The organism is Streptomyces sp. NPDC052109, assembly GCF_040680195.1.
In the GTDB taxonomy this organism is placed as follows: Bacteria; Actinomycetota; Actinomycetes; order Streptomycetales; family Streptomycetaceae; genus Streptomyces.
In genome coordinates, this window is record NZ_JBFAWF010000001.1 from 837135 (window position 1) to 849826 (window position 12692).

The following is a 12692-nucleotide window of genomic DNA, read 5'->3' on the forward strand; positions in this document are numbered from 1 at the left end:
CCTCAGATCCCCGCTGCCGTTCGCCGCAGGACACGCAGGGAGCCGGTCACCGAAACCTCCCTGAACGCCCCGGACTCGAGCGCCCGCAGGTACACCCGGTACGGCGCCTGCCCGGTGAACTCGTCCTCCGGGTCCGGGAAGACGTCGTGGATGACGAGCAGGGCCCCTTCGGTCAGATGGGGTGCCCAGCCCTCGTAGTCGGCGCTCGCGTGCTCGTCGGTGTGGCCGCCGTCGATGAAGACGAGCCCGAGCGGGGCGCCCCAGACGGCCGCGACCTGCGGAGAACGGCCGACGAGGGCGACCACGTGGTCCTCGAGACCCGCCTTGAACAGGGTGCGCCGGAAGGTGGGCAGGGTGTCCATCAGCCCGATCTCCCGGTCCACGGTCTCCGGGTCGTGGTAGTCCCACCCGGGCTGCTGCTCCTCGCTGCCCCGGTGATGGTCGACGGTCAGCGCCGTGACCCCGGCCGCGCGGGCCGCGTCGGCGAGCAGGATCGTGGACCGCCCGCAGTACGTGCCGACCTCCAGCAACGGCAGCCCCAGCCGCCCTGCCTCCGCCGCGGCCGCGTACAACGCCAGCCCCTCGTCCACGGGCATGAACCCCTTGGCGGCCTCGAACGCGGCGAGGATCTCGGGCTTGGGGGACGGGGCGGGCATGGGGCGCCTCTCGGTCGTACGGCGGTCTGTCTGGGCGCCCATGCTGCCGCACCCCCGGCCACGCAGGTGACAGGGGGTGCGTTTCGAGGGGCGCGGGGTCCGTGTCGACATGCGGCTCCGCCGCGTGGGCGCGACGAGCCACGACGACGGCCGCAGCCGGCGGACGACAGGGCCTGGCTAGGCGCTGACGATCTCCCCGGGCAGCGAGAGATCCAGTTCGACGGCCCGCTCCTCACCGGAGTGCGTCGCGGCGGACGCCAGCGGGCCATGGCCGGAGGCCTTCGCGGCCAGCACATACGCCCCCTCGGCCGGCACGGCGAGCACATAGCCGCCCTCCTCGTCGGAGACGGCCGCCCCCGCCTGCCGCCCCCGCCGGTCGATCAGCGTGACCTTGGCCCGGGCCACCGGAACACCGGAGGCGTCCAGAACCCGCCCGCGGAAGCCCCGCAGCACCTCCTCGGCCCGCTCCTGCGCGGCGTCCTCCTCACTGCTCGCCCGCAACCGCGTGTGCTCCGGCGGAGCCGCGCGGCGGGCGCTCGGCAGGAACAGCGCGAGCAGCAGACCCACCGCGACGGCGGCGGTCGCGATCAGGAAGGACACCCGGAATCCGTGCATGGTCGGGATCGCGACGCCGCCCACGTCGTTCGCCGTGTTGGCCAGCACCATGCCGATGACGGCGCTCGACACCGACGTGCCGATGGACCGCATCAGCGTGTTCAGGCCGTTGGCCGCGCCGGTCTCCGAGGCCGGGACCGCACCGACGATCAGCGCGGGCAGGGAGGAGTAGGCGAGGCCGATGCCCGCGCCGAGGACCACGGACGTGACGATCGTCTGCCAGGCCGCGTCCATCAGGCCGAGGCCGCCGCCGTAGCCGATCGCGATGATCAGCAGGCCCATGATGAGGGTGGTCTTCGGGCCGTACTTGGCGGACAGCCGGGCGTAGACGGGTGCGGTGAACATCATCGTCAGGCCCAGCGGGGCCACGCACAGACCCGCGACGACCATGGACTGGCCGAGGCCGTAGCCGGTGGCCTTCGGCAGCTGGAGCAGCTGGGGCAGGACCAGGGAGACGACGTAGAACGCGACGCCGACCATGATCGACGCGAGGTTGGTGAAGAGGACGGCCGGGCGGGCGGTGGTGCGCAGGTCGACCAGGGGCGCCCGGTGGCGCAGCTCGAACAGGCCCCACAGGAGGAGGACGGCGACCGACGCGGCGAACAGGCCGAGCGTCGTGCCGGAGGACCAGCCCCAGTCGCTGCCCTTGGTGATCGGCAGCAGGAGCAGGACCAGGCCGGTCGACAGGCCTATCGCGCCCGGCAGGTCGAAGGAGCCCTCCGCCCGCATCGGGGACTCGGGGACGACGAGGAGGGTGAGGACGATGGCGACCACGCCGAGGCCGGCGGCGCCGTAGAACAGGGCGTGCCAGTTCGTGTGCTGCGCGACCAGGGCCGCGGCGGGCAGCGCCAGGCCGCCGCCGACGCCGATCGAGGAGCTCATCAGGGCCATGGCCGAGCCGAGCTTCTCGCGCGGCAGCATGTCGCGCATCAGGCCGATGCCGAGCGGGATCGCGCCCATCGCGAAGCCCTGCAGCGTGCGGCCGACGATCATGGTGAGCAGCTGGCTGGTGAGCGCGCTGACCAGGGCGCCGACCACCATCACGGCGAGGCTGAGGACCAGCATCCGCCGCTTGCCGTAGAGGTCGCCGAGCCGGCCCATGATCGGCGTGGCGACGGCACCGGACAGGAGGGTGGAGGTGAGGACCCAGGTGGCGTTGGAGGGTGCGGTGTCCAGCAGCTGCGGCAGATCCTTGATGACCGGCACGAGCAGGGTCTGCATCACCGCGACCACGATGCCGGCGAAGGCGAGCACCGGGACCACGGCGCCGCTCGCCCTTCGGGCCGGCTGGTCGGTCGTCGTGTGGGTCATGGAGTCGAGGCCTCCCCGTAGTGATAAGTGCTGGGTAAACCTCGTATGCACAGGCAACTATTCCGTTGCTTCGGGCCTCTAATCAATCCTTGACCGGTTCATGGGACTCTGATTCTCCGTCAGGGGCTGGTTACTTGATAGAACGCGTTCTAGTCTTCGCGCCATGAAGGCCTACGTCGCCGGGGTCGGGATGACGCGGTTCGAGAAGCCCGAGACCCGTTCATGGCAGTACTGGGACATGGTGCGGGAGGCGGGTGAGGCGGCTCTGGCGGACGCCGGAATCACCTACGCGGACGTGGAACAGGTTCCCGTCGGCTACTGCTTCCAGCCCTCGACGGCGGGCCAGCGCGCCGCCTACGAACTCGGCCTGACCGGGATCCCCGTCTACAACGTCAACAACAACTGCGCGACCGGCTCGACCGCGCTCATGCTCGCCCGGCAGCTCGTCGAGGGCGGCGCCGCCGACTGCGTGCTCGCGCTGGGCTTCGAGAAGATGAAGAAGGGTGCGCTGGGCTCGGGTGCCGACGGAGGGGACTTCTCGACGTCGCCGGTCGCCCGGCACTACGGGATCATGGCCGCCCGGCACGGCTTCGAGCCGACCCCGCCCACCGCGCAGATGTTCGGCGACGCGGCCCGCGAGCACATGGAGAGGTACGGCACGACCGAGGCCCAGCTCGCCGCCGTCGCCGCCAAGAACCACCGGCACTCCGCGCACAACCCCTACGCCCAGTTCCGGGACGTGTACGACGTCGCAGACGTCCTCGCCTCCCGCCCCGTCCACCGGCCGCTGACCAAGCTCCAGTGCTCGCCCACCTCGGACGGCGCGGCGGCGGCCGTGGTGGTGTCCGGGCGGTTCGCCGAGGAGCGCGCGCTGACGGGGCTGGTCGAGATCGCCGGGCAGGCCATGACCACCGACACCGAGGAGTCCTTCGCGTCCGGCTCCTGCATCGACGTCGTGGGACAGCCCATGTCCAGGGAGGCGGCCCGGCAGGCCTACGAGCACGCCGGGCTCGGCATCGAGGACGTGGACGTGATCGAGCTGCACGACTGCTTCTCCGTCAACGAGCTGCTGACGTACGAGGCCCTCGGCATGTGCGCGCCCGGGGAGTCCGGGAAGCTCGTCGCGTCGGGCGCGACGACGTACGGCGGCCGGTGGGTGGTCAACCCGTCCGGCGGGCTGATCTCCAAGGGACACCCCCTGGGCGCGACCGGGCTGGCCCAGGCGGCCGAGCTGGTGTGGCAGCTGCGCGGCGCGGCGGGGGAGCGGCAGGTCCCCGGGGCGCGGGTGGGGCTCGCGCACAACATCGGGCTGGGCGGGGCGGCGGTGGTGACGGTGCTGCGCAGGACGTAGGCCCCGCGCCCTACGCCCGGTGGTCCGAAATGCTGATGCAAGGACCGTAACCGGGTTGAGAGCATGACATCCATGCCGGAAGCCGCCGACACCCCATCTGTCGTATCCCGCCGGACGACGGTGCCCACCTGGCTGGTGGTCGCGCTCGCCTGCGCCGGACAGTTCCTGGTCGTCCTCGACGTGTCGGTGGTGAACGTCGCCCTGCCGTCCATGCGCACCGGCCTCGGACTGAGCCCGGCCGGGCTGCAGTGGGTGGTGAACGCCTACGCCATCGCCTTCGCCGGATTCATGCTGCTCGGCGGCCGGGCGGGTGACCTGTACGGGCGCAAGCGGATGTTCCTGGTCGGCCTCGGCCTGTTCACGCTGGCCTCGCTGGGCGGCGGCCTCGCCCAGGAGGGCTGGCAGTTGCTGCCGGCGCGGGCCGTGCAGGGGCTCGGTGCGGCCGTGCTGGCCCCGTCGACGCTGACCCTGCTGACGGCCGCGGTGCCGGAGGGGGCGGCGCGGGCCCGGGCGATCGCCACCTGGACCGCGGTCGGCGCCGGCGGCGGGGCCGCGGGCGGCCTGGTCGGCGGGGTGCTCGTGGACGTGCTCGACTGGCGCTGGGTGCTGCTCATCAACGTGCCGGTGGGCGCGCTGGTGCTGGCCGGCTCGGTGCTCTGGCTCAGCGAGAGCCGGGCCGGGGACGGGCGGCGCCTGGACCTGCCGGGCGCGCTGCTGGTCACGGCGGGCCTCGCCACCCTGGCCTACGGCATCTCGCAGACGGAGGCGGAGGGCTGGACGGCGTCGGCCACGCTGCTGCCGCTGCTCGCCGGGCTGCTGCTGATCGCCCTGTTCCTGCTGGTCGAGGCGCGTACGGCGGCCCCGCTGATGCCGCTCGGTCTGCTCCGGCTGCGCTCGGTCGCCTCGGCCAACGCGGCGATGTTCCTCTCCGGCTCGGCCATGTTCTGCATGTGGTACTTCATGACGCTCTACGCCCAGAACGTCCTCCACTACACGCCTTTGCAGGCCGGGGTCGCCCTGGTGCCCAGCTCGCTGTCGGTGGTCGTCGGCTCCAAGGTGGCGCCGCGCCTGATGCGGGTGGCGGGCGCGCGGACCGTGGCGGCGCTGGGCACGCTGGTCGCGGCGGCAGGCTTCGGCTGGCAGTCGACGATGAGCGCGCACGAGGCGTACGTCACCGCGATCATGACCCCGGGCATCCTGATGATGTTCGGCGCGGGCCTGGCGACGACCCCGCTCGCCTCCCTGGCCACCTCGGGGGCGGCACCGGGCGACGCCGGTGTGGTGTCGGGGCTGATCAACACCTCGCGCACGATGGGCGGTTCGCTCGGGCTCGCCGCGATGTCCACCGTCGCGGCGTCCGGCACGGGCCCCGGCCACGGCCCCGAGGCGCTGACCGACGGCTACGCGCTGGCCTTCCGGGCCAGTACGGCGGTGCTGCTGTGCGGGGCGGTGCTGATACTGGCGTGGCTGCCGCGGAAGAACGCGGAGGCTTCTGCGGCTCCTGCGGCGCGAGCACATTCCACGACTTCGCGCGGATGAGGCAACGGTCCGGGCGGCCCGTGGACTCCTTCTGACATCAAGGGAGGTGCCCATGGGGGACGGGAAGAAGGCTCGGAACGAGGAGTTCCAGGGCTTCATGATCGGCCGCTGGCCGCGGCTGATGCGTACGGCATTTCTCCTCACGGGGGAGCAGCACGCCGCCGAGGACCTGGTCCAGTCGACGCTGGAGCGGGTCTACGTGTCCTGGCGCAAGGTCGGCGCGGCCGACGATCCGGAGGCCTACGTACGACGCGTGATGATCAATCTGCACGCGCGCAAACACCGGAGAAAACTCAAGGAGTTCCTGGCCCCCAAGGACGACTCGGGTCTGGTGCACGAGGTGCCCGACACCGGTGACCGGATCGCGCAGGCCGACGACCGCGGCGCGCTGCTCGAGGCGCTCGCCGAACTGCCCGTGCGGCAGCGGGAGGCGGTGGTCCTGCGCTACTGGGAGGACCTGACGGAGACCCAGGCGGCGGAGGCGATGGGCTGCTCGGTCGGCACGGTGAAGAGCAACGCGGCGAAGGGGATCGCGAAACTCCGGGCCATACCGGGACTGGCCGAGACGGTGACGTACGGAGGGCGGAAGTAGATGAGCGCGGACCGGGAGAGTCACGAGATGGCCGACATGACACAGACGGACATCGCCCTCCTCCTCGCGGACGCCGCGGACGAGGTCGAGATCGGCATAGCCCCCGTGCAGGCGGTCATCCGCGGGGGCCGCCGGCGCAGAGCCCGCCGCTGGGCGGTCGCGACGACGACCGCCCTGGTGCTGGCGGGCTCGACGGGGGCGACACTGGCGGTGACGGGGCTGCCCGGTGACACCGACCGGCACGCGCCCGTGGCGTCCCAGCCGTCCACACCCGAGGCCCGGCATGTGTATGTGCCGCAGGTCACGCAGCTGGCGCGCGGCACGGACCACGGCACCGCCTGGCGCGTGGTCGTGTCCGTGTGGGGAGCGCCGCGTGACAGGTCGGAGGCGGCCACGCAACTGGCCGCGATGCGGAAGTACGGCATCGAGCCGGCCGTGCTCCCCGATGGCCGGCAGCTGGTCGGCAAGACCTCGCACTACTCGGGCCTGTACTACGGCGGCAACCCCTTCAGGACGATCATGTTCGACACGGTCAAGAAGTGGGAGCCCCTGTCCGGCACGGACCTGATGTCGGGGGCCGTCCCTCTGGACAAGGCGGACAGCAACCGCCCCGAGCGGCTCGTGGTGGGCACGGTCGCCCTCACCGCCCGGCAGGTCAGGTGCGGCTGGAAGGACGGCACGAGCACCCTGGTCGAGCCGCAGGCGGTGGCCGGCTCGCCGGTGGAATGGTTCGCCTGCACGGCCCCGGCCGGGACGGCCTACCAGAGTGCGGAGGTGATCCAGTAGCTCACAGCCCCCCTGCCGCCGGGCCTCCCGCCGCCCTCCGGCTCCCGGACCCGGCCGGGCGTGCCGGCGGGGCCGGTGCCGGCCAGGCGCCGGTGCGGGCGGTGGCGGTGGTCGCGGGAGGTCGCCGGGGGCGGGGGCGGCTGAGGCGCGAACGGCGGTGCCGGCTCCGCAGCAGCGGGGCGAGGATGCGGGACGGCCAGGGGAACGGCCTGGCCCGTCAGTTGCCGCCTCTGCCGTTGTTCTCCGGCACACGGGTCTGCGCTCGTCGCCGGGGCGACGCTGGGAGCCCGTTCACAGCCACCCCTGCTGCCGGGCCTCCCGCACCGCCTCCGCCCGGTTCCGGGTGCCCGTCTTGCCGATCGCCGAGGACAGGTAGTTGCGGACGGTGGACTCGGACAGATGCAGCTTGCCCGCGATGTCGGCGACCGTCGCCCCGTCCACCGACGCCTTCAGCACCTCGCACTCGCGGGCCGTCAGTGGACTGGGCCCGGCGCTGAGCGCGGCGGCCGCCAGCGCCGGATCGACGACGGTCTCCCCGGTGAGCACGCGCCGGATCGCCGCGGCCAGTTCCTCCACGGGCCCGTCCTTGACGAGGAATCCCGCCGCGCCGGCCTCCATGGCCCGGCGCAGATAACCGGGCCGGCCGAAGGTGGTGAGGATCAGCACCCGGCAGTCGGGCGCCCGCACGCGCAGCTCGGCCGCCGCGTCCAGCCCGCTGATGCCCGGCAGTTCGATGTCCAGCAGCGCCACGTCCGGCCGGTGGGTGAGCACGGCGTCCACGATCCCGTCGCCCGAGCCCAGTTGGGACACCACCTCGATGTCCTCCTCCATGCCGAGCAGCAGAGCGAGCGCACCCCGCATCATGCCCTGGTCCTCGGCGAGCAGCACCCGAATGGACTTGGCGGTCCGGTGCTCCCGGGGCATCTCGTTCATGGGGCCAGGTTACGGCCGGAAACCCGGCCCATCGCCGTGCCCGCCGGGATCGCCCGAAGAGGCGGATTTCGTCCGGTCGTTGGGTGCGGCGGCGCCGACGGCCCCCGATTAAAGACTCTCTCTTTTCCGGCGCCGTGGGGGTTGACGGTCCCGGAGGGCACCCAAACAATCGCCTCTGCATTTCCAAAAATCCCCGGTAATTCAGAAATCAGAGGGGTTCGGTATTTCGATCGAACATTGTTCGGGATATCGGACGAGTCCACCCCGCACTGCCTACGACGAAACCGAGGTGCACCGTGCTCGTGAGATCCCCCCACAGCCACCCGCGGCGGCTCAGGAGCGCCGCCCTGTCCGTGCTCGCCGTCTGCGCGACCCTCGCCGCGCTGCTCCTCGGCGTCGGCGCGCCCCGGGCCGCCGCCGCGAGTTCGCTGCCCTGTGACGTCTACGCCGCCGCGGGCACCCCCTGCGCCGCCGCGCACAGCCTGGTCCGCGCGCTGTACTCCTCCTACGGCGGCTCGCTGTACCGGGTGCAGCGGGCCTCGGACGGCGCCACGAGGGACATCGGTCTGCTGGCCACCGGCGGATACGCGAACGCGGCCGCCCAGGACTCCTTCTGTTCCGGCACGACCTGCGTCATCACCAGGATCTACGACCAGTCCCCGCGCCACAACGACCTCACGATCGAGGGCGCGGGCGGCGCCGGGAAGGCCGATGTCGGGGCGCCCGCCGACGCGCTTGCGGTGACCGTCGGCGGCCACCAGGTCTACGGCCTGGAGATCTCCGCAGGCATGGGCTACCGCAACGACTCCACCTCCGGTGTCGCCACCGGCGGCGGTGCCGAGGGGATGTACATGGTGACGTCCGGTACCCACGTCAACGGCTCCTGCTGCTTCGACTACGGCAACGCCGAGACCAACAACAACGACACCGGCAACGGGCACATGGACGCCATCAACTTCGGCACCGAGTGCTGGTTCTCGCCCTGCTACGGTCAGGGCCCCTGGGTGCAGGCGGACCTGGAGAACGGGCTGTTCCAGTCCGACGCCGGATACAGCAGGAACAGCTCCAACACGGGCACCGGAGCCCTGCCGTTCGTGACCGCGCTGCTCAAGAACAACGGCCAGGACCATTTCGCGCTCAAATGGGGAAATGCACAATCGGGCGGGCTGACGACCACCTATTCCGGAGGTGAGCCGACCACGAGCGGATACTCGCCCATGCACCAGGAGGGCGCCATCGTCCTCGGCACCGGCGGCGACAACAGCAACGGCTCCATCGGCTCCTTCTTCGAGGGTGTGATGACCTCCGGCATCCCGACGGACGCCGCCGACAACGCAGTTCAGGCCGACATCGTCTCCGTCGGCTACGGCGGCGCGACCGGCAGCGCCGGCACGCTGAGCGCCGGCTCGGAGATCTCGCTGCGGGCCACCACGTCCTGCTGCACCATCGACTACGTCCGCCACCAGAACAACGCCGGCGTGCTGTCCGCCATCACCTCCAGCAGCTCCGGCCTGGACAAGAACGACGCCACCTGGATCGTCCGCAAGGGCCTCGCCGACAGCGCCTGCGTCTCCTTCGAGTCGCGCAACTACCCCGGCGACTACCTGCGCCACTCCAACTTCAGGCTGTACCGGCAGCCCATGGACGGCACCGCCCTGTTCCGGGCCGACGCCACGTTCTGCCCGCAGACCGGCAAGAGCGGCACCGGCACCTCGTTCGCCTCGTACAACTACCCGACGAGATACCTGCGCCACTACGACTACAACCTGTACGTCGCGAGCGACGGCGGGTCCAACGACTTCGACAGCAGCACGTCCTGGACCGACGACGTCAGCTGGGTGGTCAGCTCGCCCTGGGCGCCGTAGCCCCCGCGTCCGCCAACCGCGCGGACTCCACCGGGAGTTCGGCGGTCACCGTGAAACCGCCGCGCGGCGACGGGCCGGCCGTGAGCGAGCCGCCCGCCGCCGCGAGGCGCTCGGTCAGCCCCTTCAGGCCCGTGCCGCCGATGCCCTGCTGGGGCCGGCTCACGGGGGTGCCGCTGCCGTTGTCCGTCACGGTCAGCCGGGCCCGTTCGGCGCCGCTCTCCACGGTGATCTCACAGCGGGGGGCGTCGCTGTGCCGGACCACATTGGTCACCGCCTCGCGCACCACCCAGCTCAGCAGGGCCTCCGTCCGCGGCTCCAGCGGCGCCCCCGACTGCCGTACCACCGGCTCGATGCTCGCCGCCGACAGCGCCGAGCGGGCCCGGGTCAGCTCGGTGGCCAGGCTGCCCTCCCGGTAGCCGGTCACCGCCTCGCGGATCTCGGTGAGCGCCTGCCGGCCCACCGACTCGATGTCGGTGATCTGGCCCAGCGCCGCGTCCATGTCGCGCGGGGCCAGCCGCCGGGCCGCCTCCGACTTCACCACGATCACCGACAGCGTGTGCCCGAGCAGGTCGTGCAGATCCCGCGAGAAGCGCAGGCGCTCCTTCTCCACCGCACGCCGGGCCAGCTCCTCGCGGGCGGCGCGCAGCTCCCGCACCGCCTCGGACAGCCCGAGGATCGCGGCGGTCACCATGCTGGACAGAAAGGTGGCATAGCCGATGTTCGTCGCGTCCCCCCAGCCGCCGCGGACGGCGGAGACGCAGGCCGCGTACACCGTCAGCAGCAGACCTGTGCGACCCAGCCACGGCCCGCGCAGGGCGGCACCCACGGCGAGGCCGAGCAACGGGAAGAACATCAGCCAGTTGCCGCCGTAGCCGAGCGCCAGACCCGTGGTCACCAGGCCCATCAGGAGCAGCGCCAGCCGAGTGGAGGCCGCCTCCCGCCTCGCGCGGTCGAAGGAGCGGAAGGTGACATAGATGTAGAGCGAGTTGAAGGCCAACAGGCCGAGGCCGCCGATCCACGGGTTCGGGGTCTTGCCCTGCAGGAGGTTGGAGAACGACCCCATCCCCATCAGCAGCCAGGGAAGCAGGGCGAAACCGGTCGGTGGCGGACCCGGATGGTCGACGTCCGGCTCCTCGCCCCGCTGCCGGGCGGCCCGTTGCGCGTCCTTGAACCGCTCGTGCTCGGCCTTCCACCGGCGCCGCTCGGCCTGCAGCGCCCGTATCTGGCACCGCACTCCCCGTACCCAATTCATGTCTGTGTTTCCCCCGGTCAGATGGTCCCCGCCCGACGGCGGTACGACAGCACAGCGTACGAACCGAACAGAACGAGCCAAGCCGTCAGGACGATGATGGCACCGGCGCCCGGGGCCTGCCCCTGCGATACGGCGGTGCCCAGCTGGGCGAACCGGCGGGTGGGGGTGTACGGCGACAGAGCGCGCAGCCAGCCGGGAAAGAGGCTGATCGGGAACCACAGGCCGCCGAGCACCGCGAGGCCCAGGTTGCACGCCATGTTCACCACCCCGGTGGACGGCCCGGTCAGCCGGTAGCCGTTGCCGAGGCCGAGCAGGGTGAAGGGGACCGAGCCCGCCCACAGCAGCAGCGCGATCGCCGCCCACTGCCAGGCCGCCAGCCGCACCCCGTTGACCAGGCCGCCGGCCGCCAGCACCGCGACGATCGAGGGAAGTACGGTCACCACACCGGTCAGGGCCCGCCCGGTCACCACCTCCCGCGGGGGCATAGGGGTCACCCGCAGCTGCCGTAGCCAGCCGACGGCGCGGTCCTCGGCGACGGCACCTCCGGTGTTCAGGGCCGAGCCGAGGGCGCCGTAGGCGGCCATGCCGACCATGGCCGCGGTTTTCCAGCTTCCGTCGTTCTCGCCGAGGTTGGTGAACAGGAGGTACATCATCACGGGCATGGCGACGCCCCCGACGACGAAGCCCGTGTCGCGCAGGGTGCGGTGGATCTCCAGTCGTACGTAGGCGAGCATCACACGGCCGTCCTTCGGGTGTCGGTCGTCTGCGGCTGGTCGCGCCCACGCGGTGGTAGCCGCATGTCGGACACCACCCCGCGCTGCTTCGGGGCGCGAGCGCCTCCCTCGGCCGTCACGGCGAGGAACGCGTCGTCCAAGGACGCCGGAGTCACCTCCAGCCCCCTGATCGCCCCCAGTTCCGCCAGGGCGGTCACCGTCGCGTCCGAGTCGTCGGTGCGCAGGCGGGCCCGGCGGCCCCGCACCTCCACCGAGCGGACGCCGGGCAGCAGGGCCAACGCCTCCGGCTCCCGGCCCGCGAGGTCCACGGCGACCAGGTTGCCCCCCGCCGTGCGCCGCAGTTCCTCGCCCGTGCCGTCGGCGACGATCCGGCCCCGGTCGATCACCACGATCCGGTCGGCGTAGGCGTCCGCCTCCTGCAGATAGTGGGTGGAGAACAGAACGGTGTGGCCACGGCGGGCGTAGGCCCGCATGGAGTCCCAGAAGGCGTGCCGGGCCTCCACGTCCAGCGCCGCCGTCGGCTCGTCCAGCACCAGCAGCGCCGGGTCACCGGCGAGCGCGACGGCGAACCGCACCCGCTGCACCTGCCCGCCGGACAGCCGGTCCACCCGCCGTCCGGCCAGGTCCGCGATCCCCGCCAGCTCCAGCGCCCGCGTCACCGGCATCGGCGTCGGATAGCGCGAGGCCACGAAGGTGACCAGTTCGTCCACGGTGACCCGGGGCACGGGCCGCGCGTCCTGGAGCATCGCGCCCACCCGCCCCGCGCGCACCGACCGCCCGGGCGCCGCGCCGAACACCTCCACCGCGCCGGCGTCGGGCTCGTGCAGGCCGAGCAGCAGCCCGATCGCGGTCGACTTGCCGGCTCCGTTGCGGCCCAGCAGGGCCACGGTCTCCCCGCAGCCGATCCGCAGGTCGACACCGTCCACGGCGCGCACCGCGCCGTATGCCTTGACCGCCCCCGTGAAGGAGACGGCGCTTCCCCGTTGCGTCATGCCTACGACGCTACGAATCCGCCCCCGGCTCCGGCAGATGCGCATGTACGGACTCGGGCAGTACAT

Annotated in this window: 11 protein-coding genes; 5 read left to right on the forward strand and 6 right to left on the reverse strand. The window is 72.1% G+C overall.

Going from position 1 to position 12692, the window contains the following annotated elements:
- Nucleotides 1-2 precede the first annotated feature (2 nt).
- Both AB0L59_RS03795 and AB0L59_RS03800 read right to left on the reverse strand, forming a co-directional pair.
- On the reverse strand, nucleotides 3-656 hold the full coding sequence (locus AB0L59_RS03795; protein ID WP_365579503.1) for a class I SAM-dependent methyltransferase: 654 nt from the start codon (nucleotides 654-656) through the stop codon (nucleotides 3-5).
- A gap of 177 nt (nucleotides 657-833) precedes the next feature.
- Nucleotides 834-2582, reverse strand: coding sequence for an MFS transporter (locus tag AB0L59_RS03800; RefSeq protein WP_365578823.1), 1749 nt, complete (start codon nucleotides 2580-2582; stop codon nucleotides 834-836).
- A 163-nt stretch (nucleotides 2583-2745) separates the two neighbouring features.
- Here AB0L59_RS03800 and AB0L59_RS03805 point away from each other — a divergent pair, with 163 nt between their 5' ends.
- From AB0L59_RS03805 to AB0L59_RS03820, 4 genes are all read left to right on the forward strand, one after another.
- Nucleotides 2746-3933, forward strand: a complete 1188-nt coding sequence (locus tag AB0L59_RS03805; protein WP_365578825.1) for a lipid-transfer protein — start codon at nucleotides 2746-2748, stop codon at nucleotides 3931-3933.
- A gap of 72 nt (nucleotides 3934-4005) precedes the next feature.
- A complete protein-coding gene (locus AB0L59_RS03810) occupies nucleotides 4006-5472 on the forward strand; it encodes an MFS transporter (RefSeq protein WP_365578827.1) in 1467 nt (488 codons plus the stop codon).
- Nucleotides 5473-5524: 52 nt separating this feature from the next.
- Nucleotides 5525-6064, forward strand: coding sequence for a SigE family RNA polymerase sigma factor (locus tag AB0L59_RS03815; protein ID WP_365578829.1), 540 nt, complete (start codon nucleotides 5525-5527; stop codon nucleotides 6062-6064).
- A gap of 36 nt (nucleotides 6065-6100) precedes the next feature.
- A complete protein-coding gene (locus tag AB0L59_RS03820; RefSeq protein WP_365578831.1) occupies nucleotides 6101-6850 on the forward strand; it encodes a hypothetical protein in 750 nt (249 codons plus the stop codon).
- A gap of 291 nt (nucleotides 6851-7141) precedes the next feature.
- Here the strand turns inward: AB0L59_RS03820 and AB0L59_RS03825 are convergent, their stop codons facing one another.
- On the reverse strand, nucleotides 7142-7783 hold the full coding sequence (locus AB0L59_RS03825) for a response regulator transcription factor (protein ID WP_365578833.1): 642 nt from the start codon (nucleotides 7781-7783) through the stop codon (nucleotides 7142-7144).
- Nucleotides 7784-8079: 296 nt separating this feature from the next.
- Between AB0L59_RS03825 and AB0L59_RS03830 the strand changes: the two genes are divergently transcribed.
- Nucleotides 8080-9648: an alpha-L-arabinofuranosidase B gene (locus tag AB0L59_RS03830; RefSeq protein ID WP_365578835.1), complete on the forward strand. Its 1569-nt coding sequence runs from the start codon at nucleotides 8080-8082 to the stop codon at nucleotides 9646-9648.
- Here the strand turns inward: AB0L59_RS03830 and AB0L59_RS03835 are convergent.
- The 3 genes from AB0L59_RS03835 to AB0L59_RS03845 are packed head-to-tail and all read right to left on the reverse strand — an operon-like array spanning nucleotide 9626 to nucleotide 12626.
- The gene (locus AB0L59_RS03835; protein WP_365578837.1) at nucleotides 9626-10900 is read right to left on the reverse strand and encodes a sensor histidine kinase; all 1275 of its coding nucleotides are present in this window, start codon (nucleotides 10898-10900) and stop codon (nucleotides 9626-9628) included. The two genes, AB0L59_RS03830 and AB0L59_RS03835, sit on opposite strands and share 23 nt — an antisense overlap.
- 17 nt (nucleotides 10901-10917) lie before the next feature.
- A complete protein-coding gene (locus AB0L59_RS03840; RefSeq protein ID WP_365579505.1) occupies nucleotides 10918-11634 on the reverse strand; it encodes an ABC transporter permease in 717 nt (238 codons plus the stop codon).
- The gene (locus AB0L59_RS03845) at nucleotides 11634-12626 is read right to left on the reverse strand and encodes an ABC transporter ATP-binding protein (protein ID WP_365578839.1); all 993 of its coding nucleotides are present in this window, start codon (nucleotides 12624-12626) and stop codon (nucleotides 11634-11636) included. Before AB0L59_RS03845 ends, AB0L59_RS03840 begins: the two co-directional genes overlap by 1 nt.
- Nucleotides 12627-12692: the final 66 nt, after the last annotated feature.